Source organism: Paenibacillus sp. Y5S-9, from assembly GCF_036894235.1.
Taxonomy (GTDB): Bacteria; Bacillota; Bacilli; order Paenibacillales; family Paenibacillaceae; genus Paenibacillus.
The window spans coordinates 6,776,586-6,802,823 of the sequence record NZ_CP145887.1 but is presented as its reverse complement, the minus strand read 5'-3'; the positions used below and the strand labels follow the sequence as shown (position 1 = coordinate 6,802,823).

The following is a 26,238-nucleotide window of genomic DNA, read 5'->3' as shown; positions in this document are numbered from 1 at the left end:
GTCGATATTACGCGAAATGTAAAAGAGGGAGGATAAGTATGTCGTTTTTGTACAGTAAGAAGTGGAAAAAAGGATTTAAAGTGTCCGTAGTTAGCATGTTGTTATTAAGCACATTCATCTCTTCAATTGGTTCAGAGAGAGTAAGCGCAGCTAGCGGCCCTGTTCCAGGAGGAACGGGTCTTGAACCTGTGTTATGGCTGAAAGCAGACTCGGATGCCGATACGGTGGAAGGTTTACTGACCGATTGGAAGGACCAATCAGCTAACGATGTAGGGTTTGACCTGGTTATTCCTGTTGGCAAGACAGCACCAAGTTATAATCCGGGAGGAATTAACTTTAACCCCAGCGTAAAATTTAACAACCCGACAAGTGGGGGCCACTATAGTAGCTCCGTAAAGCTGGTAGGTGACAAACCAATTAAATTCCAATCTGGCTACGCTGTTTATAAGAATAACAACGGGGGAGCTCTTGTCGGAGCGACTACTCCTACAGGAACCAATGGCGTCATTATAATGGGTGGATATGGAAACAATTTTGCCTCAGGTAATGGCGTCGATGGTGTTTATGACTATTTCAATCTGGTGGATAGAAGTAGAGCTCAGATCGTGAACTTTGATATCGTAAGTAATAATAATCATACAGCACGAGTAGATGGTGTTGAAGCTAGCTTCAGTCGGAACGGGGTCTTTGGAGAGATTAACTTTACTCCTGTTATAGGTGCTACTAACGGAGGTAATGCGACGTATAACTGGGGTGGTCTTGTAGCTGATGTTGCTGAGATTATTTTGTATGACAATCAGACAGCTATGGATGCTTCAAAAATTGAGTCTTATCTAGCCATTAAATATGGCATTACGCTCAACAACGGAGCAAGTCCTTATCTTTCAACTAACGGAAGTGAAGTGTGGACTGTCGATTCCAAGTATAAGCACAATATTGCAGGAATCGGCAAAGATGAAGCACAGGGCTTGAATCAAAAACAAAGCCTAAGCATCAATGCTGGAGTGCCACAAGTCGCCGTAGGTGTTAACACGCTGACTGCTACAAATGCAGATAATTCCAGCATTTTGACGGATCAGCAATATTTCGTATGGGCGGATAACGGTCTGTCATTGACGTATGATCAGCCTATTAATAAACCGGGACAGTATCATGCGCAGAGAGTTTGGAAAGTGCAGAATACGAATAACGTGGGTGAAGTGGAGATTGGTATCCCGGCAGTGTCAGTTCCAGCAGGTTATCAATTACTGGTAAGTGACAATGAGGATTTTACAGAAGCATCTGGCTATGATTTGAGTCTCAAAGATGTAAATGGAGTTCCACATTATACAGCCAAGGCGGCATTGAAAGATGGAGAGTATTTCACGTTCAGTGCGTGGGCACCAAAATTCACAAGCGCCAATGTAAGTAATGTGTCTGTGACAGAAGATGAGGTTATTGTAACGTTCGATAAGGAACTGGATTTTTCGAATGTAGCAAATTTAACTGGCTTCAAGCTGGAGATCAATGGGCAATCAATCACGATTGACAGTTTCGAAAAAGGGGCGAACAGCAAGACATTGAAGTTAAAAACGAGTCAGATTATCCCTTCCAATGCATCAGTGATCGTTTCTTACGATATTGAAGATGGTAATCTAAAAGGGACTAACGGCGCCCCAGCTCAAAGTTTTAGCGAAAATGCTGTGACAAAGGTAGACAAGTCCTTGCTGCAAGCCAAAGTAACTGAAGTTACAGGCGAGGATCTAGAGGAATCTGAGTATACGCCAGCAAGCTGGGAAACTCTCGATGATGCGATGAATGAAGCAGAGCGAGTGTTGAATGATCTGACTGCGACTCAAGCGCAGGTAGATAAGGCACTTCAGGATCTGACTGATGCAAGAACGGGCCTAATCCCTACAACATCTGTACCCGTTGTAGATAAATCAGCTCTGCAAGCGAAAGTAACTGAAATTACAGGTGAAAGCCTGGAAGAGTCAGCGTACACACCAGCGAGCTGGGAAACTCTCGATGATGCAATGAACGAAGCAGAGCGAGTGTTGAATGATCTGACTGCGACTCAAGCGCAGGTAGATAAGGCACTTCAGGATCTGACTGATGCAAGAACGGGCCTAATCCCTACAACATCTGTACCCGTTGTAGATAAATCAGCTTTGCAAGCGAAAGTAACTGAAATTACAGGTGAAAGCCTAGAAGAGTCAGCGTATACGCCAGCGAGCTGGACAGCACTGGATGATGCAATGAACGAAGCAGAGCGAGTGTTGAATGATCTGACTGCGACTCAAGCGCAGGTAGATAAGGCACTTCAGGATCTGACTGATGCAAGAACGGGCCTAATCCCTACAACATCTGTACCCGTTGTAGATAAATCAGCTTTGCAAGCGAAAGTAACTGAAATTACAGGTGAAAGCCTGGAAGAGTCAGCGTACACACCAGCGAGCTGGGAAACTCTCGATGATGCGATGAACGAAGCAGAGCGAGTGTTGAATGATCCGACAGCTACCCAAGTGCAGGTAGACAAGGCACTTTTGGATCTGACTAACGCTAGAACGGGACTTACCAAGGTAATTGGTACAGATGCATCTACGTTGCAAACGTTGATCCCTTCCGTGGGAAGCTTGTCTCCGGCCTTTGATCCGGCTAAAGATACCTACACCATTTCTGTTCCGAATAGCGTATATCAATTCCAGCTCACGCCAACGGCACTTGATCCACTTGCCAAGATTGAAATAGCTGTTGGAGATGGAGAATGGAATGAGGTTACAAGTGGTAGTGTAAGTGAAAATCTACCGCTCCAAGTGGGTGGAAATACGATTCTTGTTAAAGTCACAGACTCCTTTGGTCATGTTACGGAATATAAAATTAACGTGAACAGAGCATCCAGTGACAATGGTAACAATGGTGGAGGCAACAATGGCGGCGGAAATACGGGAGGTAACAGTGGAAGTACACCAGCACCTACACCAGCGCCCGTACCGACACCAACTCCGGCACCCGTGAAGGATAATTTGAAAACCACCCGGGATGGCAGTCATCAGCCGTTCGCTACGTCCAAGCCATCTGACAACAAAGAAACGTTGGTTGAAGTTGATCCAGCTAAGCTGAATGTGATCATGTCTCAAGGGACAGGACAACAGTTCGCGATTCATTCGCCGAATGATGGTGATATGAAGGTGGACGGTTTAACCCTCGAAACACTAAAACAATTAGTAGATCAAGGTTCCAAACTGAACATTAGCAATCCGCTGGCGATCTATCCAGTACCTGGCGGTAAAATGGATCTGAATGGTGTCTCCAAACAGCTGGGCAATGTAGCCATGAAAGATGTTGCTGTACAAGTCGACATTGCTCGCTCATCGGACGCTTTGATCAACAGTGCCAAAAGCAAGGCTGCAATCGAAGGGTACGAGCTGTTAGTGAATCCGGTCGATCTGGACCTCACCTTTACGAAAGATGGACAAACGGTTCGATCCGGGCAACTGAACGGATACGCGCCGAAATACATCGCGCTTCCAGAAGGCATCGACCCGAACCGAATTACAACAGGCGTGATTATCAACCCGGACGGTAGCATATTCCATGTACCAACGGTTGTTACCAAAGTCGATAGTCGTTACTACGCGCTCATTAATGACTTGCGTAGCAGCGGAAGTTACTCGGTCATCTGGAACCCGCAGGATTTCGAAGATGCCAGATCCCATTGGGGTAAAACTGATGTGAACAACATCGCTGCGAGATTAGATCTGAAAGGTAACGGAGATAATACGTTCTCACCTAACCGTCAGGTAACCCGCTCTGAGTTTGCCGAAATTGTTGTACTTGGACTTGGCTTAATGCGTCAGGATGCACCACAGAATCTATTCCCTGATGTTAACGATTCGGCATGGTTCCGCTCTGCGGTAGCCCTTGCGAATGAATTTGGTATCGTTCGCGGTTACGATAATGGCAACTTCTACGGTAATCAGGAAATTACACGCGAGCAGGGATTTGCCATGGTTGCTCGTGCGTATCGTCTGATCGAACCGGAAGCGGTAATCAGCCCGGATCAGATGAACTCTGAACTGGAACGTTACAGTGATGCAGCGGATGTATCGAATTGGGCGAAGGAAGATGTAGCCCAGTTGATTGCAGCGGGGATCATCCAAGGTAACGGGCCAGAAGTTCTGAGTCCGAAGACAACGATGACCCGTGCTGAGGTCACTGCATTGATTGCAAGAATGTTGAAAGTAACAAACTTGATTGATCAATAAACACAATCTAAAATGAAAAGCCTTTGCTGACATTGGGGGTCGGCAAAGGCTTTTTCATATTTTAATTTAAGTATAAAAGGAATCTCACCGATCTGTTCTCAAATCAATTATCTACGCAGACCATCACATAGGATCGACACAACGCGTTCCGGGAAAATCCCTCGATCTCCGATGGCCTGAAGCACACCGATCAGCATGATTTTAATATCCTCAATGCTGGCATCCGCTCGGACAGAGCCATGTTGCTGCGCTCGCTCTAGCAGTCGGGTAATGCCACGCCAGAACTCGTTCGCTATCTCTGAGCGGCCAGTGTCTATAGTCAGACTGCTAACAAGAGCATCGGTAATCGCTTTGTTGGCAATTCCCTCACTGATAATTGTTGTGAAATATTGAAAAAATGCTTCGCCTGGATCGTCGTGATGAAGCAATTGATCGGCCTCTTCCATGAGACGCATCTTGTGACTAGCAATCACGGCCTCGAACAGATCTTCCTTCGTTGGAAAATGGCGATAGACCGTGCCTATACCAACACCGGCACGCCTTGCAATCTCATCCATTGAGACAGAAATGCCTTCCGTTTTAAAAATTTCATGCGCAACACGGAGCAGTTTGTCCCGATTTTTCTTGGCATCTGCACGCAGTGTCTTCTCTGGAACCTGAGTGACGATGGAATCAGTATCCTTAACCTCACCGTCAGGAGTAGGATTATTTTTTATGGACATTATGGGATCACACCTCTTTCATAAATATAACCCACTGTTGATTAGTTGACAAACGGAGGATGACCTCCGTATAATTTTAAACGGAACCATTCCTCCGTTTATTACAGGAGAATAATATAGTATCTATCCTGAATTTCTTAACTCAATTCCAAAGGAGAAGGATAACATGCCACATTTAATAAACAACAGTGCGTTACTGATCATGGATATGCAAAAGAGTGTCGTGTCCCAATTTGTTAAGGACCGAGAGGCCCTGCTGCCATTTCAAAAAGCGATTGAGACTGCACGCAGTCACGCAATTCCTGTGATTTACATAAGAGTAGCATTCCGCCCAGGTTATCCGGAGATTAGTTCACGCAACAAAATGTTCGGCGGAATTCCTGATCGGGCTGGAGCTGGAGCAGATGCGGTAGCAGCCATGGAAGCTGCGGTGCAGATTGATGAATCTGTACAACCCCAGCCGGACGAGCCTATTGTGACCAAAGTTCGGGTCAGCGCATTTGCCGGAAGTGATCTGGAGGTTATTCTTCGGTCTCACCAGATAGACACACTCATTCTTAGTGGAATTGCCACAAGTGGGGTTGTTCTATCGACTCTGAGGGAGGCGGCGGATAAAGACTATGCGCTCACCGTGCTCTCGGATGCCTGCATCGATGCCGACCCTGAGGTACATCGTGTGCTGACCGAAAAAGTGTTCCCTCTTCAAGCAGAGGTTAGATCTGTAGACGAGTGGGCGGACTCGTTATCCGGTACAAATTAGGTCATCTTACCATGTCGTAATACTTTCGCCCTGTTGGCAGATCGTGGAATCTGAGATGATGGGTTCACCAGAGGTTCGGGTGACAAACTTCGAACCGCTGGCCTTCAGGCTATTGCGATCCTTCCTTCTAACTTCATTGGCGAAAATAGGGTCGCAGCTCTCCTGAAGACTTCATTTCAGAGAGGAGGCGTCCAGGCTATCACATTCCTTCCTTCTAACCCTAACCTTTCACGTTATATAGGGATGTGGCTTTCCTGGACTCTTTTATCATGAACAATACAATCTATTTGCGCAGAGCGAACAAACTCATTATCGAATTAAACGAAGGGAAACAACAGTTACCGAAGACACATCTGGCGACTGCCCTCAAAAATATTGAAGCACTCGGATACACCTTCTCGGATGAGTTAATGCAGGCGATGCGGCAGCTGTCCAAGGAACAGTTTGAAACAGTATATATTCAACTTGTGGCTGATTTGAGAGTGATGGTTGGCGCACATGTGAAGTACACACCGATGTATGCAGGATTCCCAATGCAGGTGATGCAAGCGGATGAGGCCGAGTTATATCTTAATGCGATTATTCATTATCTGACCAACCTGACTGTGGTCTATCCGGATCAATCATCTGTGGAAAGAATGCCTTTGCTGGAGAAGACGGACTTGAAAGTCATTGGTTTGGGAAACCAGCAAGCATTCCAGAAGCTCATTCGTCAGATCATTGAAGCAAAAGGTTCCATCTCGGAAACAGACAAGGCGGATATCGACACGGTATTGGAGCATGCAGACCCGGAAGACGTGGATGCGCTATTACCCGCTGAGATTCCCTTCAAAGAAAATGTGGGCTTTGTGGTTGCTTCGCTGTTGAAGCATGAAAAAGCGAACATCGACAAGATCGGTCCATATTTCAAAACGGCAAGTGATGTTCTGCGTCTGGCGGTTGCCTGGTCGGATGGTGATGTCAGCCTTGCTGCGGCCTCTCCCTTCCGGAAATTCAAACGCCGCGAGAGACGCCTTCTGCTCGGATTATTGGAGCAATGTGGCACCATCACGGAGGATATGCTGCGTTATAAAGATCGCTGGATTCGTCTCAGCGAAATTCTGCATCCTTCGGAATATAAGCTTCGGTATCCGCGATGCGAAGAAGCCTTTGATATTTTGCGTAATAATAAGCCGTATTCGACCTTCAACGGAAGTGTGGAGCTTGCCTTCCAATATCGAAATGTCTGGAGTCTGATCGATCTGTTGTCACAGCGTCCAGGTGAATTCGCGAGAAGACTGGATCACTTGCTGCGGATGACCGAAGATGAAGCGTATGTATTGCTGGCATTTAGTGATGTGGCTGCACAGGTATCCACTCCGGTGTTATTACAGGTGAGACAGTATTTTGCACAGCGTAATGAACCGCAGGATCTGCGTGTCTTTTTCCCGAAAGGCAATGTAGCCAAAGCCTTTGCTGTTCCGAATGAGCTGCCAGACATCGATGAAGCCACGTGTCAGGATGTCGTGCAATTATGCGAGCGGGTGCTGGTAGAGCGCTTCGCTGCCCTTTCCCCGCTTGGGAAGACCTATGTAGATCCGCAGCTTCATGATTATCTGGTCCCCTTTTCCCAGAGATCGGCGAGCAAGGCTCTGCATACCATCGTTCGTGGAAGCCGTGTGCCGATGGCAGAGGGTGATACCATTCGTTTCTTCAACTGGTGGAAAGAAGGGGACGTGGATGGCAAATCTACAGGGCGTGTGGACATTGACTTGTCTGCGGTGATGTACGATAAGGACTGGAACTATGTGGAGCATATTTCCTATACGAATCTGCGATCCTCTAACTATAAGGCAGTCCATAGCGGAGATATCGTGACTGCACCTAACGGAGCAAGTGAGTTCATTGATCTGCATCTTCCATCCATCGTGGCCTATGGTGGACGATATGTGGTGGCGACACTGCTTTCGTTTACCAGTCATCCGTATTGTGATCTGCCCGAATGCTTTGTAGGCTGGATGATGAGGAAGAAGCCGGGGTCTGGCGAGATTTTCGAACCGTCCACCGTAGCGAACAAAATCGATATTACCGCGGATACGCAGATTGCGATCCCTGTCATTATGGACCTGGTTGAACGTACCGTCATCTGGACAGACCTGGCGCTGACAAGCCATCCGGATTACTACAATAATGTGGAAGGTAATCAAAAAGGCATGGTCCTGATGGGTAAAGCGCTAACGAATTTACGCAAACCCGATCTGCATGACTTGTTCATGCTCCATGCCAAAGCTAGAGGAGAACTGGTAGATACAATAGATCAGGCGGATACAATCTATTCGGTCGATCGGGGTGTTACACCCTATGATATCGAGCAGATTATGGCGGAGTATCTGGTTTGACCTGTTTGACTTGAATACTGGTGATATGTGAGTATCAAGGTTAGAAAAGAGTAGCTGATGCTACTCTTTTCTCTGTTTAGGTGCACAGGGCCTACAGAATGGTGCAGATAATGTCGGATGCAAAGAGAGTGACTTTGCTAAGCTTGAATTAACGTGGGAGGGATGATATGGATACGCTCAGGCGGTTAAATGAAGCCTTGAATCATATTGAGGAGCATCTGATGGATGTCGTGGACATGAAGGAGATTTCCCGGATTGCCTGCTGCTCGGAGTATCATTTTACACGTATGTTCTCTTTTCTTAGTGGTGTAACGCTCTCGGAATATATTCGACGTCGCCGCTTGACACTTGCAGCTATGGAGTTAAGTCACAGTGACAGCAAAATCATTGATATTGCACTAAAATACGGGTATACATCGCCGGATTCTTTCGCTAGGGCGTTTCAAAGCATGCATGGCACTACACCCTCCGAAGCGCGAAATCATGGTCCGTCCCTTAAAGCCTTCCCGCGGATGACATTTCAACTGACCATTCAAGGAGGAAGCGAAATGAACTACCGCATTGAAGACAAAGAGGATTTTCGAATCGTGGGTATTCGTAAAAGGGTGCCGATTGTATTCCAAGGGGTAAATCCGGATATCGCTGCGATGTACCAGAGTCTTACAACGGAATTGATTGATACGATCAAGGGGGCATCGAACGTCCAACCTCTGGGCTTAATCAGTGCTTCGGCCCATTTCAGTGAGGGGCGGATGGCGGAACAGGGAGAACTGGATCATTACATTGGTGCAGCTACGACAAAAGAGACGCCTGAAGGACTGGAACAGCTCGAGGTCCCTGCTTCGACGTGGGCTGTATTTACTGTCGTCGGTCCGTTTCCTGGTACGCTTCAGGAGGTGTGGGGCCGGATCTACGCAGAGTGGTTTCCTTCATCGGACTATGAGCTGAGTGAGGGTCCGGAAATGTTATGGAATGAGCACAAGGATGTTACTGTAGAGCAATATAGAAGTGAGATATGGATACCTATTCGGAAGAGATGATAATGTCTCTAGCTTGGTATCTGCGGGCGCAGCTTTTTGAAGCTGCGTTTTTTGTTTTCAGAATTTGCTATCGGATATACGAGCCGTTTTCATTGCAAACATATGTAATATAATGGTATTATTTTATTGGAATTGTAAGAATACTTGTATGTAGGAGAGTGATTTAAGAAGGGGGTGGAGATCAGGTTTACATGAAGTGTTGACTCTATTCTATACGCACGAAGACATAACATTCCATTGATTATGGACAGGCTCACATAGCAGACATATCGATATGAGACGGAAGTGTCAGTTATTATACATTGTAATGTAAGCGCTTTATTAAATGAATTCCAAGGAGGGATTTACTCATGACCAAAAGTATAGGGAGAAAGGCGCTTGGTTTGTTTTTAATTGTCGTTATGATCGCAACAGCTGCTGTGTACCCTGCATCTACCGGACACGCGGCAACCATTAATGTTACCGATAACGGCTCCAGAATTGAAGTGAACACTGGTTCAGGGTTAGTCTATGTGGTGAACAAAACCAATGGGGATATTATCTCAGCCAAAATGAATGGTACGGAACTGAACAGCAATAGAGGATCACACATCGGTTCAGGTTTGGGTTCCTCCGCCAATGTGACGTGGAATACCTCTCCTTCAGGATCAACCGTGTTAATCACGGTATCCACAAGCACACTGACTCACTATTATGCTTCGCGTGGTGGCGAGAATATCATATACATGGCAACGCATATCACGGCTCAACCTTCGATCGGGGAGCTGCGATACATTTTCCGCGGTAATGGTAGTGTGTTGACAGGTGTTCCGGCGAATTCCAATAATCGAGGTAACTCAGGCGCAATCGAGAGTCAGGATGTATTTGGTTTCGCAAACGGTCAGAGTGCCTCTAAATATTATGGTAATGATCAGGCCAAAGATTTATCGGTTCGTGGAGTTACGGGTAATGGCGTCGGTGTATTTATGGCCTACGGCAATCGGGAAAAAAGCTCTGGTGGTCCATTCTTCCGCGACATCCAGTTCCAAAGTGGAACAGAGACAGAAGTATACAATTATATGAACTCGGGACATGCACAGACGGAGAATTGGCGCCTGGGTCTGCATGGGCCGTACGCTTTGATCTTCACAACGGGAGGTACGCCAAGTGTACCCGACTTCAGTTGGATGTCTGGTCTGAATCTGCAGGGTTGGGTATCCAGTCGGGGGAACGTGGTGCTTAATGGCCTCTCCGGGATGGATACGGGTTATGCATATACAATTGGGTTCGCCAATAGCAACGCCCAGTATTGGGTGGGTACCTCTTCTAGTGGGGCAGCTGCCAAATACAGCATGATCCCGGGGACATACACCATGACAGCCTATAAAGGGGAACTGGCGGTATATACGGAAACGGTTAATATCACGGCAGGCCAAACGACGACACTGAATACGCGTACGATCAACAATGACCCGAGTAAAGCCTCTAACATCTGGCGAATCGGTAACTGGGATGGTACGCCACGGGAGTTCCTGAATGGACAGACAATTCCGATTCGTCACCCATCCGATAGTCGGAATCCAAGCTGGGGACCTGTCACCTATGCTACCGGTAGCGCGACCAATCGATTCCCGGCAATCCAGTTCCGTGGTCAGAATTCTCCAACCACAATAACGTTTAATTTGAATGCATCTCAAGCGGCATCCTCTCATACGCTCAACATCGGTATTACCGCAGCCTACAATAATGGCAGACCTAGTGTAACGGTTAATGGACATGCATTAACTAATCCTGCCGCATCTTCACAGCCCAATTCTCGTAGTTTCACCATTGGTACGTATCGTGGCAACAACACAACCTTTAGCTGGAATGTTCCAGCATCCTACTTCGTGAATGGTTCCAATACCATCACAATTACGCCGATCAGTGGTTCCAGTGACTTGGGGAACTGGTTAAGTGCAGGTTGGGTCTACGATTGTGTTGAGTTGCTGAATTGATTTAAGAATTCAATATAGTGGAAGGAATAAAGGAGGTAGCCTGCCTGGTTTTCTTAACCGGGTTCAGGTTACCTCTTTTAGCTTTGTCATCCGAAATGGAAAGATATCGATTCATGATATCCCTAAGGATCTTGCTTTGCTGGAGATGGTGATCCGGATAGTGGTATAATTTTCAATACGTAATCATGAGTGAATGAACGGGGAGGAAAAGAGAATGAGAGACGATCTGTTGGTTCAATTGCAAGAGTGGCATGAAGAAGATGAATTTCAGGAAATTGTAGATGCAATTCAAGCAATTCCTGTGGAAGAAAGGGATTATGAGCTGGTTAACCATTTGGGACGAGCGCTAAATAACCTGGAACGGTATGAAGAAGCGGTTGAACAATTCCTGACGGTTGCCAAAGAGGGCACAGGCGACCCGCTTTGGCATTATCGGATTGGACTGGCTTATTATTATCTGGAGCAATATGCGCATGCGCTGCAGGCATTTGAAAGAGCGGATGAATTGGACCCCGAGGATGAAGATACGCTGGAGTTTCTGGGATGGATTCGAAGCAAAATGGAGGAGCCGTCTGAACCTGAAGTTGAAACGGATTCAGAGACTGTTGAAGAATTCCGCGTACCCGTTGACGTTGTAGCGACCTTTGAAGCGGTTCCCAGACCGGAATCCGGCGAATTCTGGAACGATAGTGAGCAGGCACTGGAGCACTATGTGTCCAATCCTCCAAGTGAGGGTCTCATTGACTCTGTGGAGGAGCAATTGGTGTTCCGACTCCCGGCTTCCTACATTGAGATGATGAAGCTACATAATGGTGGTATTCCGTACAATCGTTATTTCCCTGTGGCGAACACAGATACGGGAGCTACGGATTATGTTGAAATTGAAGGAATACTGGGTATTGGCCGTGAGAAGCCTCGCACGCTAGCGGGTATACAAGGCAGCTGGACTTTGATTGAACGTGAAGGTTATCCGGAGATTGGCGTGGTCATCGCGGTATCTCCTTCGGAGTCGGGGGTTGTCATGCTCGATTATCGTTCATTCGGTAATGATGGAGAACCTGAGGTCGTTTATGTGAAGAGGGAGAATCCCAAAGATATCATTCCGCTGGCACCGAACTTTGAGACGTTTATCCAAGGACTGATGACACCAGAAGTCTAAAAAACTCGACAGCGACTCTTTAAACTGTTGTGTGGAAGGGAGACAGAAGGTGATATGGAGGAACCGCTCAAAGTATATAACACCGCAGTTGAAGCTTTTCTTGAAGTAATTGGGGGAAAGTGGAAGCCTGTTATTCTATTCCATCTTACCTTTGGTAAGAAACGTAATGGTGAGCTGATGAAACTGATCCCCGCGATCACCCAGAAAGTGTTGACTCAGCAACTTGGTGAACTAACGGAGGCCGGGGTTATTGCCCGTATTTCACATCACCAGGTTCCTCCTAAAGTGGAGTATGAGTTAACAGAGTATGGATGGAGTCTTAAAGAGATTCTTCATCTGATGTGTAGGTGGGGCGATATACATGTGGAGAATGTTTATGGTGATCGAGGAAAAATTCTGTTTAAGCCGCCAACTACTACTGACGTTGAGTGAATTATATAAGCCGATTCTGGAATTCAGGAATCGGCTTATTATGCATTTTATTTGCTTTACGGAAGGATCTTGCGATCACGTAGATTTCTGAAAATATCCATAAACATGGCCTCCGTGTCAATGAATTCATGAAATCCGAAGCGGCGAGCTTTGGAACCATCTGCGAAGAAATCGTAATCCCACGAGAAGACAAAGTCACCAAATGCCCAGGAAGAGACATCATCATAAGGGGTGTTTACCAAACCATACTTTTCAATCATGGAATTCCAAAGATTTTCTTTATCTGCCATCACTGTTGCAAGTGAGAGGGGGAGCGGAGGTGCGGTTTCCAATTCGAAAAATGCAGCGATTCTGGGCCATAGCTCATTCCAGCGAAACAGATCGCCATTGGTGATATTAAATGCCTGATTGGCACAGCGAGGTTCGGTTGCTGCCCATACGGTTGCATGAGCCAGTAATGTCGCATCAGTCATTTCAAGAAGCGATTGATACGCTCCTGGTTTCCCGGGAAATCGTAATGGCAAGCCAAGCTCCTTGGAGATGGACGCATACACGCCAATAACCATGGCAAGGTTCATTGGATTACCCAGGGCAAATCCACATACAACAGAAGGGCGCAGGGCTGACCAGGTCCAGCTGCTTCCGGGTTGCCGATCCTCGAGAAACTGTTGCTGATTGACATTGAATTCAGGGGGCATATGATATGCGTCTGTTTCTTTGGCAGGTGTTTTGAATGGCCCCAGATGTGCGCCGTACACTTTATAACCTTGCATTAGGCTAATATGTTGGAGATTTGGAGCGATCGGTTCGATGGTATTCACCACATTGACGAGCATGGCCAGGTTGGGCTGTACCAATTCGGCCCAAGTTGGGCGATCCTGATACGCGGCGTAGAAAATATGTGTAACCGTCGTTAAATGACTTAGTTTGTCTTGTGTGTCTGCTTCGTTCAGTAAATCAGCTGATATATAACGTAATCCAGGGGCATCCTCCCCTCCGCGGCGAGATACACCAATCACATTCCACTCGGGAAGTGTCATGAGATAATCAATAAGGTTTCTTCCAATGACACCTCCAGCACCGATGACAAGCGCGGTGTAACGGGTAACCAATTGTTCGGTTTTCAATGGACATGCTCCTCTCTTCTTCTGTTCATATTGTGGGTCAGAAAAAGAAGGATGAGAAGTACGCACTTCAAAGTCATATACGTACTTTGAAGTAATATATGAGCCTGGTACAGGATATGAGCGTTATAATTGCACTTCAATGGATGTTACTTGCCTATAACCACAAGAAGCTGTAAAAGGAACAACCGTCCTTTCACAGCTTAGATGTGTCTGTATATTCGTTCAATAGATCTGTTGTAAATATGGTTTACGCCGGGTATCCGCCACCTGGAGGCGGCCATGCGCCGTAGAAGCGACGCAGCAGAACAATCTCACCCAGATGGTACGAGTTATGGGATGCGATATTGCGCAGAAGTCCTGCTTTAGTTTCACCCGGGAAATAGAGCAGTGGATCATCTAATTGTGCATTTTCTGCAATGGCTACGGCTTGATCAACCCCATCCAAGAATGCCTGAATATCTGCCTTCCACGTGGCTTCGTCCTGTGGACCCTTCTCCTCAGGCCAGCTCTCACTCACGTTAGCAGGGAGCTGTGGTTTGTGTCCTTCCAAGTGTTCGAGCATGAATTGCTGCCAATAATGCATATGCTTCACCAACTGATAGATCGTATATGGCATGGCATCGTGCGTACGAGCAGCAAGTGTGACATCGATATCGGGCAGAGCACGAGCGATACGGATATGACCGCGTTCCCCCACTAATGATTTGACAAGGGCTTGCCCAAAGCTTTGATTAACATCTGACATATGGAACCTTCCTCTCTTCCAAGACTGGATCTGATAACCCGTCTTCTATTTAGTATTATACAATTAAATTGCTAAAAATTAAAAATGGATAACCAAGAACCCTAAATACTTAAAATGCCTATGATATAATAGTGAAAATAAATCTCAAGACCTCAGGGTCGAGGAGGAAGCTCCTGTGAAAGTGATATTGGTTGACGACGAACGTCTAGCGTTGATAGGCCTTCAAAAATCACTAGAAAAAGAAGTAAGCGGCATTGAAATTATCGCTACATATATGAATCCAACAGAGGCTGTGGCAGGTATTGTGGAACACCGTCCTGATGTTGTATTTCTGGATATTCATATGCCGGAGATGGATGGTATGGATCTGGGAAGACAGATTCAGGCGGCAACACCGGGTATCGAAATTATATTTGTGACCAGTTACGATCAATATGCGGTGCATGCTTTCGAACTACAGGCTTTGGACTATGTGATGAAGCCCATCCAAAAGGATCGATTGAAGCAGACAGTGAGCCGAGTCCGGGAGAAACTGAGCGTAAAACGGGAGCAGCGGTCAAAGGATACAAATGTACCTTTAATTTTATGTTTTAATCAGATTCAGTTTAAGCTTCCAGGAAAGGATATTCAGGTTGCCAAATGGCGTACAAGCAAGGCGCAGGAGCTGTTTGCATACTTGCTTCACCACCGGAACCAGGTTATCCATCGCAGTGTTCTGCTGGAGCTTCTGTGGCCGGGAATGGAAGAGGAGAAGACGGCACACCAACTTTACACTGCGATGTATCATGTCCGCCAAACCCTGAAAACTTGCAACATGGATATGATCACGATTCAGAGTGGACACCTGGAGGCAGGCTATCGACTCGAACTGGGTGAGGCTCAGTTGGATAGTGAGCAGTGGGAACGGGAAATCAGGCAATGGAAAGTCGTAAACGCAAGTACCGTTCATGCCTATGAGCAAGCGCTTCATCTATATAAGGGTACCTATCTTGGCAATTATGAATACATGTGGGCTGAACCTGAGCGGGAAAGATTACGCTATCTGTGGCTGTATCATATGAGACAACTAAGTCTGTATTACCAGCAGCATGGGCTGGCGGAAAAAGTAATTGAGAGTACACGACGTATTCAGCATATGCTTCCGGATGAGGAAGAAAGTTATTTTATTCTAATGAAGTTATATGATGAAATGCACAACGATCTCGGTGTGGAGGAGCAGTATCGTCTCTTAACCACCAGAATGGAGCAAGATTTGGAGATACCGATTAGTGAAGAGGTTCGCGAATGGTACAGGGACTGGAAGCTCGGTTTGATCAAGTCAGGGCAACGTAACCAATGAATGTACGACATACAAATCCCGTAAGACGTTTCAAATATGTTCTGATCCTGTCGATCATTTTAGTGGCATTGGTCGGCATGCGCTGGGTCTGGTCGCAGTTCTTCCCTGCCTTGGACAATCATCAAGCTGTGAATGGTGTAGTTGATTTGCGAGGTGTTGATCTGGAACAAGTGCCAGTAATGTATCTGAACGGAGAATGGGAACTATATTCGAATGAATTACTGACCAGGAAGGATATTGTGGATGAGGGACGAGCACATGCGGCGGATGTGGTCCAGGTTCCGGGAGATTGGAAGGCTGAGAACCCAGATCAGGAGAGTTCACTTGGATATGCCACATATCGATTGCGTGTGCTGACTGATCCGCTCCAGGTCCCTGTCACCTTTTGGTTCAGGAACATCCGAAGTTCATCTGAAATTGAAATCAATGGGAATGTCGTGGGCGGAATGGGGAAGGTGTCGGAGGATGCGGATACCTATGAACCAAGAAGTACCTCTTATACGGCATCCTATGAAGATGAAGGCGCAACAGAGATTGAATTACTCATTCATGTAGCCAATTATGATAGCCCGTATATCGGCGGGATTGGCAAACCCGTTCGCTTCGGTTCCCAGGCGGCGGTTGATTACGCACGTTGGTATTCCATCGGTTTTCAAATGGCCATTTTTCTCGTTTTATTACTTCATGGCATGTATGCCTGTATTCTGTTTGTGTTCAACCCCCAGGAGCGGGCCTTGCTCGTCGCAGCTATATTAACCCTATCTGTGGGCATTGTGGTTATGGTAGGTCATGATAACATTCTGATGTTATGGCTCCCTATTAACTATACATGGGGGATCAAGCTTCGTCTGATCTGTCTGCTGCTGCAAAATGCTTGTATTCTGCTGTTGTTCCAGAGATTGACCTTGATACATACACGAACAAAGATCCTTCAATTAGGCATTGTCACGACAATAGCTTATATTGCTGTTATTCTGGCGGCGCCAATTCACGTTGTCTATGCCATGGTTTATTACTCTTTTATCGACGTGTTCTTTCTCGTCTCTTCTCTCTGGTTCCTGTACATTGTAGGTGTCATGCTCTTTAGGAAACAGGCTGATCGAGATATGGTTTTCCTACTCCTGACCGCTGGAGGCATTATATCCAACATGTTGTGGAGTACAAGTGAGACATCGAAAGATGTGACAACCGTCTATTATCCCATTGATATCATCTTTGCCATTACCGGCTTCTCCGCCTATTGGTTCAAGAAATACTTCAGGAATGCCAAGGAGAATATGAAGCTGAATACAGAGCTGCAGAAGGGCGACAAAATTAAAGATCAGTTCTTGGCGAATACATCACATGAACTGCGGACTCCACTGCACGGGATCATTAACATCGCTCACAACGTGGTCACCCGAGAGAAGAACAGGCTGGATGAACGGAGCCTGGAGGATATGGAGTTGCTGATTACGATCGGTCGCCGGATGTCGCATCTCCTTGGTGATCTACTGGATGTAGTCCGGCTGAAGGAGCACCGCATTGTGTTACGTCAGGGGCCTCTTTCCATACAGTCGGTTGTTCCTGGCATTATCGCCATGCTGCAATTCATGGCAGAACGAAAACCAGTCCGCCTTCATATGGAGATTCCGGAATCGTTCCCACTGGTCATGGCTGATGAAGAAAGGCTCGTTCAGATTTTGTATAACCTGCTGCATAACGCGCTTAAACATACAGAGGAAGGAACGATCTCCGTAAGTGCCGACATTCGTGAAGGACATGCTCTGATTCATGTGACGGATACGGGTATTGGCATGGATGAGGACACGCGGATGCGCATTTTCCTTCCGTATGAACAAGGGTCGTATGGCATCAGCGATGGACAAGGCATTGGACTTGGATTGAACATCTGCAAAGAGCTCGTAGAATTGCACGGCGGGACACTTACGGTTCACTCGGAACTCGGAAAGGGTTCGGTATTCAGTTTCAATCTGCCGCTCGCGAATGAATCCACCCATCAGGCTCAGTCACAACTTCCCCTGATATGGGAACAGGCCGCGGAGATGATGGAAGATGCACCTAACGGATTCCTGTTACCCCGCCCAGATATGGGGGACGCGGAAGCCTTGGCGACAGCAGAGATGGCTCCGTTGTTAAAAGAGGGGAAAGCCACCATTCTGGCTGTCGATGATGATCCGGTGAATCTGGATGTGCTGGTCAGCATTCTTTCGACGGAACCATATGATATAACTACAGCAGGTTCGGGTCAGGAAGCGATGGAACTGCTCGGCACACGCCAGTGGGATCTGCTCATTACGGATGTGATGATGCCCAATATGTCCGGATATGAGTTAACCCAGAAGGTGAGGGAACAATTCTCGATGTCTGAGCTTCCGGTGTTATTGTTGACTGCGCGAAGCCAGCCACCGGATATATATACCGGTTTTGCATCGGGGGCGAATGATTATGTCACGAAGCCTGTAGATGCGTTGGAGCTGAAATATCGAATACGTGCATTGACCATGTTAAATCAGTCCATCCAGGAGCGCTTACGCATGGAAGCTGCTTATTTGCAGGCTCAGATCCAGCCCCACTTCCTGTTCAATACGCTGAATTCACTTATGGTTTTAAGTGATATTGATACAGAGCATATGCGGAAGCTTGGGGAAGCTTTTTCATCCTATTTACGGATCAGCTTCAACTATCTCAATACAGGGGAACTGGTGAAATTATCATACGAGCTGGAGCTCGTGGAAGCTTATCTTTTTATTGAAAAAACACGATTTGAAGATCGATTGTCGGTGGTATTAAACGTAGAGCCGGACCTTCCGTTACTTCTCCCGCCGTTATCGATTCAACCCTTGATCGAAAATGCCGTCAGACACGGGTTATTAAGCCGAAATGTGGGTGGGACAGTATGTTTGTCCATCACTCGCCATGAAGGTTATACCCGTATTGAAGTGAAGGATAATGGCAAAGGCATGGAACCGGAGAAGGTTGCAGAGCTGTTACATGCTACGCCAGGTGGAAAAGGCGGAATAGGCATTGTGAATACAAACCGCAGATTGTTGCAACGGTATGGGCAGGGATTATCAATCGTAAGTGAGCCGGGTGAGGGTACGATGGTATCATTTGATATTCCGGACGAGATATAAGGAAAAGGCCGCAGAAGTGAAGACTTCCGGCCTTTTTGTGTTGCTTGCGTGTTCATTCCCTAATTTTAATTATTTCTAATGCATCTTTCATATGTTAGTATATTTAACATTAGAAGCGCGGGTTCCGCATTGCGCGCTAAACGTTGTTATAGTGGGTGAAAAGATCGATGCGCAATTGGGTCAAAAATGAGAATGTACAGATGACGGCCATTGCCTTTGCCACTGCGGTAGGGGCGCAATTCAAGATAAATCCGTTCCGGGAAGATTACTTCCGAATCGGGCTGGGGGTTAGCATCCTTTTATTTCTGCTGATGATCATGCCACACTTGTCTTATGTGAAGACAGGAATCCTGACAGGCATCGCAAGTTTCCTGTTTCAGTCGGCAGATCTCATCAATCATGTACAGACCGTGTCCATTCTGGAAAGCATGCGGGACAACCTGGGGGCAGGCGTGTATTATGTGGTCTTTGCCTATGGGCTTAGCAAGTTCAAGCATCGATTCCATGAGATGCAGCCTCTTCTGCTCGGCGGGTTAATCACATGTATCGATTTCTCCTCTAATCTTGTTGAGCTTCTTCTTCGCGGAATGTTAAGCGGGACCAATATCTTTTATATGAAGGAATGGTTGTATCTGCTTGTGGTAGGCGGTCTGCGAAGTTACTTTGTGATTGGGCTCTATAACAGCTTTGCGGTGAGGCAGATGCGGCTTTTACATGCAGAGCAGGAGAAGCGGATGGAGCAGATGCTGAGTGTGAACTCGGGTCTGTATGGCGAGGTTTTTTACCTCAAGAAAGCGATGAATACGATCGAAGGCATTACGGCAGACAGCTATGATCTATATCGCGATCTCCGAGAGCACGACATGAATCAATACAGTCAGCGCACGCTGGGCATCGCTCAGCAGATTCATGAAGTGAAGAAGGATTCACAACGCATTCTCGCGGGTCTGCTGAAGCTGTATGATAACGAAAAAGCGGTTAACATGAGCTTATCCGAAGTGTTGAACTTTGCCAGTAAAGCAAATCGAAAATATAGTGAAATGCTGCATAAGCAGGTCGAGATCGACATCGAGCAACAGTATGATTGTGAGTCTCCGTACTACATTCCTCTTCTAACGGTAATGAATAACCTGATTGCCAATGCGGTAGAGGCGATTGAGCGTGACGGGACGATCCGAATTCGTGTGTATGAGCAGGACGATGACGTGCATTTGGTTGTGATGGATACTGGAAAAGGTATACCTGAAGCCAAACGGGATGTTATCTTCGAACCGGGCTATACAACAAAGTTCAATGAAGTCGGCATTGCCGCGACGGGCATTGGCCTGTCCCATGTACGTGATATCGTTCAGTCGTTGGCGGGACAAATTAAGGTAGAGTCGGCGCCTCAAGGAGAGACAGGGACAACATTCGCTATAACTATTCCCAAAATGAATCTAATCAAGGGGGCCGATGTCGATGACACTTTCTATCATGATCGTGGATGATGATGTGGTGAGCCGGAGTATGCTGCATGATATCATTGAATCCTGTGGAATCGGCGAGCTTGCAGGCATGGCAGAGGGCGGTATAGAAGGGGCGCGCATGATCATGGATCAGCGTCCCGACGTGGTTCTGATTGATCTGCTGATGCCGGATCAGGACGGAATTGAGACGGTGGCGAAGCTGAAGCAGAGCGGATATACCGGGAAATTTATCATGATCTCTCAGGTGGAGAACAAGGAGATGGTAGGAGCGGCCTACCAGAACGGCATTGAATTCTTCATTCATAAACCGATTAATCGGGTGGAAGTGGAGCATGTGCTCAGCAAAGTGAATGAACAGTGGAAGTATGAACGTTACGTACTGGAGATCAAGCAGTCGATGGCCCGATTGAATCTGGTGGAAGCGCCGGCCCCTGCCCAAGGTCGTACGGTGCGAGATGCGGCACGAAGCATTCTGATGGATCTCGGGATCATCGGAGAAAGTGGAAGCAAGGATATTGTGGCCCTTATGGAGTATGCAATTGACCAGAAGCAGGTCGCGGAGTGGCCGCCGCTGAAGGAGTCGTATGAAGCGGTGGCCAAGACGTACAAGTTTACGCCAAAAGACGTGGAAAAAGAGAGCAAAGCGATGGAACAACGCATTCGCAGAACGGTAATTGCCGCACTAACCAACATGGCCTCGATTGGACTCACCGATTATAGCAACCACAAGTTCGAACATTATGCTCCCCTCTACTTCGACTTCCAGGATGTTCGAATGAAGATGAGAGCGATGGAAGAAGATCAGGCAGGCGACAAAGGCAAGGTTAATATCAAAAAGTTCCTGCATGTGTTCTACATGGAGACGATTGAAAAAATGAATAATTAAACAACTGAATAACTAAATAACTAAATAGTAACTGAGATATTCTTTCTCTTATCCAAAAGCCGGATTCCCGAAGGTAACACCTTCACGGATTCTCGGTTTTTTTTGTTTATCACTTTCTTAATTGTCATATAACCTTACATAAATAATTAAAATCGGATCTTTTATTAGCGATTTGTGCGCGTTTATCTATTATAAAACATTACATGTTAATTTAATTTTCATGAGTTGTAATTATTTTATGTAGGATCATGTAAGTTGGCGTAGGGAGCGAACTACAATACGTGTATAAATACAAACGGTCGATTCGGTCGATCCCAATCTAATTCGGAAAAGGGGTTTTTCTATGAAAAAGGTAGCATCCATTGTAATGGCGTCCGTTCTTGCTCTAACACTTAGTGCCTGCGGTGCAGCAAAGTCCGGTGAAGAGAGCAATGCACAATCGGCAAATGGTTCAGCTGTTGAGAAATACACATTTGGTACCGATGCAACGTATCCCCCTTTTGAGTTCCAGAAGGACGGCAAATATGTAGGGATCGATATTGACCTCATGAACGCAATTGCGGAAGAAGAGGGCTTTGAAGTAGAGATCAAACCGATGGACTTCAAAGGCATCATTCCGGCTATTACGGCGAATCAGTTGGACGGAGCCATTGCAGGCATTAGCATTACGGACGAACGTAAAAAAGTCGTGGACTTCTCGGACCCGTATTATCAGGCCGGTCTGTCCCTAATCGTACATGAAGATAACGCGGACATCCAAAGTCCTGAAGATTTAAAAGGAAAAATTATTGCGATTAAAAAAGGAACCTCAGGTGCCAATCTCGCAGATGAATATGCGAAAACCTATGGGGCAACCGTGAAATATTTTGATGACAGCCCATCGATGTATCAGGAAGTCGCGAACAAAAACGCAGATGCTACGCTGGAGGATTTCCCGGTCATCTCCTATAAGATTGCCATCGATCCAAACGCCAAACTCAAAATCGTTGGAGACCGATTGAATGGTGACTTCTATGGTATTGCTGTTGCCAAAGGTGATGCGGAGTTGCAGAAGAAGATTAATGATGGACTGAAAAAATTGCAGGAAAGTGGAAAGTACGACGAGATTGTTGGCAAGTATCTGGGAACAACGGCTAAATAGAAGGGAATGTGGTACGGATGGACTCCTCCTTACAAGTCATAATAGACGCACTGCCTCTTCTGTTAGAGGGTACAGTCGTTACGTTAAAACTAGTCGTGATCTCACTAATCATTGCGATGGTGATCGGTTTGATCTCAGGTCTGATGAGTACTTCTTTGAATCGATTGCTGCGGCTGGTAGCTACACTTTACGTGGATATCATCCGTGGTACACCCCTTCTGGTGCAGGTATATTTCATCTACTTCGGGCTGCCTGTGTTCCTGGATATGCGCATTCCGGCGATGACCGCAGGGATTATTGCGATTAGTCTGAATGCCGGAGCCTACATCTCGGAGATCTTCCGGGCAGGGATTAATTCCATTAGCAACGGGCAGCATGAGGCGGCACGATCCCTGGGCTTAACGCGTTTCCAGACGATGAGGCTGGTTGTGTTACCCCAAGCAACCCGGCGCATGATTCCTACCTTTGTGAACCAGTTCATTATTACAATTAAGGATACATCGCTGCTGTCTGCAATTGGTATCGCAGAATTAACGCAGAGCGGGGAGATTATTATTTCCTCCAACTTCCGGGCATTCGAAATCTGGGGTGTGGTGGGCATATTCTATCTGATCATTATTGTTCTATTGTCCCGGGCTTCCCGGTTCATTGAGAGGAGGTATGCGATCCGATGATTACCGTACAGAACCTGAAAAAGCAGTTTGGTGCCAATGAGGTGTTGAAGGATATCTCCACAACGATTCGGGAGAAAGAAGTTGTATGCGTCATCGGGCCTTCCGGGTCTGGTAAAAGTACCTTCTTGCGTTGTCTCAATCTGCTAGAGGGTGTGACGTCTGGAAAGGTGACGATTGGTGGTATTGAGGTCACTTCACCCAAGACGGATATCGATCAGTTACGAACCAATGTGGGCATGGTGTTCCAACAGTTCAACCTTTTCCCGCATCTGACCGTGCTGGAGAATATCATGCTCGCGCCGAAGCATATCAAGAAACTAAATAAGGCCGAGAATGAGAAGAAATCAATGGAACTGCTCGGCAAGGTGGGGCTGTCTCAGAAGAGGGATGCTTATCCCGAGCAGTTGTCAGGTGGACAACAACAGCGCGTAGCCATTGCGCGTGCACTTGCCATGAACCCAAGTGTGATGTTGTTCGATGAACCTACATCTGCACTGGACCCGGAGATGGTTGGAGAAGTGCTGCAAGTCATGAAAGACCTCGCTCATGAGGGAATTACGATGATTGTTGTTACACACGAGATGGGCTTTGCCCGTGAGGTGGCAGATCGGGTGATCTTTATGGATGGCGGATATATTGTAGAAGAAGGCACGCCTGAAGAGCTCTTTCAGAATACCCGGCATGAGCGGACCAAGGCGTTTCTGGGTAAGGTTTTATAACGATACTTGAACAAAAAAGAACTGAAAAAATCCCCTATGGGCGAACGATCGTTCCAGAACATCTGATATGATGGACTTGAACATGGCTTGCTTGCAGGGGATTTTTGGTGCTGTGCGTAATACATAATAAGATGGATTGATCACGACGAACATGTTATCGATACATAGGAAAGCGCTTAATAACTACTTTTATGAATCGTTGAGGGGGAATAAAGGATGAGTGTACAAGCGAATACCGGGTTAAAGATCTATGAGTTAACGGAACTGCCTTATCTCAAAGTGCATGGCAGAACAACTGGAGAGTTGGCTCCGTTGACGTTATTTTGGACGGGGAGTGCAGTTGAACTCAATGTACGGGGCTCCGAACTATGGGTTGAAGTAGAGTCGCAGTATGATATGTATGAGTCATGGATCAGCATTTTGATCAACGGTGTTCCGGTGATTAGACAGATGTTAACGGCGGGAAGGTACTGGGTCTGTGTATTCCGGGGTATGAACGCGGATGTGGTGAAGAATGTTCGGATCGTTAAGGATGTTCAAGCGATGAGTGGTGACCCGGGTTGTGCCTTGCAGATTCATGCGGTGAAATCGGATGGAGCGTTCCTGCCTGTGCAGGAAAAACCGTACAAGATCGAGTTTATCGGTGACAGCATTACATCTGGCGAAGGTGCGATTGGGGCAAAAGCGGAGGAAGATTGGATTCCGATGTGGTTCAGCGCCATACATAATTATACGTTTATGACAGCAGAGGCATTGAATGCAGAATACCGGGTCATCTCGCAAAGTGGCTGGGGTGTGCTGACAAGCTGGGATAACAATCCAAAAGGGAACATCCCCGAGTATTACGAACAGGTCTGTGGCTTGCTTACTGGTGAACGTAACGATGCGCTAGGCGCAGGAGATCAGCATGATTTTGGTTCGTGGCAGCCGGACGTGGTGGTCGTGAATCTGGGCAGCAATGATGGGGGTGCATTTCAGTCACCTGAGTGGAAAGACCCCGACACGGGCAAGGTGTACAAGCAGCGGCTGAACGAAGACGGTACGTATCATGAAGAGGATCTGGCTGTTTTTGAGAAAGCGGTGGAACAGTTCCTGTTCAAACTTCGGAAAAACAATCCGGCGGCACATCTCGTATGGGCTTATGGCATGCTTGGTTTTCCCATGATGCCTGCCATCTACCGTGCGGTTGATGCGTATACGGAGGGGACAGGAGACCGCAAGGTCTCAATCATCCAGCTTCCTGATACAACCGAAGAGACGGTAGGAGCGCGTACCCATCCTGGCGAGTTATCTCACCGTAGGACGGCAGAGGTGTTAGCGGAATATGTACGAGGACTGATAGGATAACTTGATACTTGATACATGGTGATGGAAAGACCACTCTTTCATGAACGGTACCCCAATGGTTAGATGTGTCTCACTGTATGAGTCCCTTTATCACAAGAATGGTCTTTCTCTTTTTCTATATAAGTTGAACAAAGATTATTTACACTGACACTACGATGACAGAACAACCTTCCAATCGCTGTTATCCCCAGATTTTTTTCATTCCCTTTTTTAAAGGGGAAAATCCGGGGATAAAGGCGAACGCTTCGCTTTTTCAGGTTATTTCTGTCCTCTCCGTTATCATGTAAATGATTAGTTCAACTTATATACATTATCTAGACATTTGGTGGTGTGTCCGCTGTGCCGCTGTTCTGTACCTCATAACGAATCGAGATGATCTGTCCGAGCGTCTGAGTTCGGACCATTTTGAATTGACTTGGTACAGTACCTATCGGGAATAAGGGGATGCCTTCACCAAGAATTTTGGGAATGATGGCGACTTCAATCTCATCCAGTAATTTTTTGGCTAACACAGCTTGAACCAATATGCCGCCACCCACAATCCACACGTCTCCATCAGAATCCTGCTTTAACCGAGGAATGAGGGTATCTACCGTCTCGGTTGTAAACTGTACATTCGGAGCGGACGGCTGTTCCGAGCGAGAAAGCACATATGTTGGCCGATCCGCATAGGGGAAATCTTCGGAAAGTGTGAGCACCTCTTCATACGTATAACGTCCCATAACAACGCTACCTATCGTTTCATAAAAGGCAGCATATCCGTTATCTCCTCCGTCACCCTCCACATCAAATAACCAATCTACCGAACCGTCCAGTCTTGCGATATATCCATCCAAACTCATAGCAATGTACAAAATTGTTTTGTTATCAGACATGTTCATCGCTCCCTTCTACAATGTATGATACACTTTAACTATGACAAAAGTTGACGTAGTTAGGATGT

Annotated in this window: 19 protein-coding genes; 15 read left to right on the top strand and 4 right to left on the bottom strand. The window is 46.7% G+C overall.

All coding sequences use genetic code 11. The features are described 5' to 3' along the window. The first annotated feature begins 38 nt into the window (after window positions 1-38). Entirely contained in the window at window positions 39-4,247 is a 4,209-nt protein-coding gene (locus tag V6669_RS29815; RefSeq protein WP_338589503.1) for an S-layer homology domain-containing protein, read from the top strand. Window positions 4,248-4,354: 107 nt separating this feature from the next. Here the strand turns inward: V6669_RS29815 and V6669_RS29810 are convergent, their stop codons facing one another. Further along, on the bottom strand, window positions 4,355-4,969 hold the full coding sequence (locus V6669_RS29810; protein ID WP_338589501.1) for a TetR/AcrR family transcriptional regulator: 615 nt from the start codon (window positions 4,967-4,969) through the stop codon (window positions 4,355-4,357). Between the two features lie 166 nt (window positions 4,970-5,135). Between V6669_RS29810 and V6669_RS29805 the strand changes: the two genes are divergently transcribed. The 6 genes from V6669_RS29805 (at window position 5,136) to V6669_RS29780 (ending at window position 12,714) form a co-directional block, all read left to right on the top strand. Next, window positions 5,136-5,729 (top strand): cysteine hydrolase, encoded by a 594-nt coding sequence (locus tag V6669_RS29805; protein ID WP_338589499.1) that lies wholly within the window; start codon window positions 5,136-5,138, stop codon window positions 5,727-5,729. 269 nt (window positions 5,730-5,998) lie between these two features. Beyond that, complete coding sequence (locus V6669_RS29800) at window positions 5,999-8,107, top strand: cytoplasmic protein (RefSeq protein WP_338589497.1); 2,109 nt, start codon at window positions 5,999-6,001, stop codon at window positions 8,105-8,107. 167 nt (window positions 8,108-8,274) lie between these two features. Beyond that, entirely contained in the window at window positions 8,275-9,147 is an 873-nt protein-coding gene (locus V6669_RS29795; RefSeq protein WP_338589495.1) for an AraC family transcriptional regulator, read from the top strand. 350 nt (window positions 9,148-9,497) lie between these two features. Then, window positions 9,498-11,123, top strand: a complete 1,626-nt coding sequence (locus V6669_RS29790; protein WP_338589493.1) for a rhamnogalacturonan lyase B N-terminal domain-containing protein — start codon at window positions 9,498-9,500, stop codon at window positions 11,121-11,123. A gap of 214 nt (window positions 11,124-11,337) precedes the next feature. Beyond that, complete coding sequence (locus V6669_RS29785; RefSeq protein ID WP_338589491.1) at window positions 11,338-12,282, top strand: SMI1/KNR4 family protein; 945 nt, start codon at window positions 11,338-11,340, stop codon at window positions 12,280-12,282. A 54-nt stretch (window positions 12,283-12,336) separates the two neighbouring features. Then, window positions 12,337-12,714 carry a helix-turn-helix domain-containing protein gene (locus V6669_RS29780; protein ID WP_338589489.1) on the top strand — a complete coding sequence of 126 codons (378 nt, stop codon included), beginning with the start codon at window positions 12,337-12,339 and terminating at the stop codon, window positions 12,712-12,714. 56 nt (window positions 12,715-12,770) lie between these two features. Here the strand turns inward: V6669_RS29780 and V6669_RS29775 are convergent, their stop codons facing one another. Next, window positions 12,771-13,841, bottom strand: coding sequence for an SDR family oxidoreductase (locus V6669_RS29775; RefSeq protein ID WP_338589487.1), 1,071 nt, complete (start codon window positions 13,839-13,841; stop codon window positions 12,771-12,773). Between the two features lie 247 nt (window positions 13,842-14,088). Further along, entirely contained in the window at window positions 14,089-14,586 is a 498-nt protein-coding gene (locus tag V6669_RS29770; protein WP_338589485.1) for a DinB family protein, read from the bottom strand. A gap of 175 nt (window positions 14,587-14,761) precedes the next feature. Here V6669_RS29770 and V6669_RS29765 point away from each other — a divergent pair, with 175 nt between their 5' ends. The 8 genes from V6669_RS29765 (at window position 14,762) to V6669_RS29730 (ending at window position 25,295) form a co-directional block, all read left to right on the top strand. Further along, on the top strand, window positions 14,762-15,925 hold the full coding sequence (locus V6669_RS29765; protein WP_338589483.1) for a response regulator: 1,164 nt from the start codon (window positions 14,762-14,764) through the stop codon (window positions 15,923-15,925). Further along, the gene (locus tag V6669_RS29760) at window positions 15,922-19,062 is read left to right on the top strand and encodes an ATP-binding protein (protein ID WP_338589481.1); all 3,141 of its coding nucleotides are present in this window, start codon (window positions 15,922-15,924) and stop codon (window positions 19,060-19,062) included. Before V6669_RS29765 ends, V6669_RS29760 begins: the two co-directional genes overlap by 4 nt. 167 nt (window positions 19,063-19,229) lie before the next feature. Then, window positions 19,230-20,549 (top strand): ATP-binding protein, encoded by a 1,320-nt coding sequence (locus V6669_RS29755; protein ID WP_338589479.1) that lies wholly within the window; start codon window positions 19,230-19,232, stop codon window positions 20,547-20,549. Then, the gene (locus tag V6669_RS29750; protein WP_338589477.1) at window positions 20,521-21,414 is read left to right on the top strand and encodes a response regulator; all 894 of its coding nucleotides are present in this window, start codon (window positions 20,521-20,523) and stop codon (window positions 21,412-21,414) included. Before V6669_RS29755 ends, V6669_RS29750 begins: the two co-directional genes overlap by 29 nt. Before the next feature lie 343 nt (window positions 21,415-21,757). After that, window positions 21,758-22,555 carry a transporter substrate-binding domain-containing protein gene (locus tag V6669_RS29745; protein ID WP_338589475.1) on the top strand — a complete coding sequence of 266 codons (798 nt, stop codon included), beginning with the start codon at window positions 21,758-21,760 and terminating at the stop codon, window positions 22,553-22,555. A 17-nt stretch (window positions 22,556-22,572) separates the two neighbouring features. Then, window positions 22,573-23,229: an amino acid ABC transporter permease gene (locus V6669_RS29740; protein WP_074092820.1), complete on the top strand. Its 657-nt coding sequence runs from the start codon at window positions 22,573-22,575 to the stop codon at window positions 23,227-23,229. Continuing rightward, the gene (locus V6669_RS29735) at window positions 23,226-23,948 is read left to right on the top strand and encodes an amino acid ABC transporter ATP-binding protein (RefSeq protein ID WP_338589472.1); all 723 of its coding nucleotides are present in this window, start codon (window positions 23,226-23,228) and stop codon (window positions 23,946-23,948) included. The genes V6669_RS29740 and V6669_RS29735 overlap by 4 nt, the downstream gene beginning before the upstream one ends. Before the next feature lie 216 nt (window positions 23,949-24,164). Further along, complete coding sequence (locus V6669_RS29730) at window positions 24,165-25,295, top strand: SGNH/GDSL hydrolase family protein (protein ID WP_338589470.1); 1,131 nt, start codon at window positions 24,165-24,167, stop codon at window positions 25,293-25,295. A 314-nt stretch (window positions 25,296-25,609) separates the two neighbouring features. On the opposite strand, the gene V6669_RS29725 is transcribed toward V6669_RS29730, so the two are convergent. Beyond that, complete coding sequence (locus tag V6669_RS29725) at window positions 25,610-26,176, bottom strand: dihydrofolate reductase family protein (protein WP_338589468.1); 567 nt, start codon at window positions 26,174-26,176, stop codon at window positions 25,610-25,612. Between the last annotated feature and the right edge of the window lie 62 nt (window positions 26,177-26,238).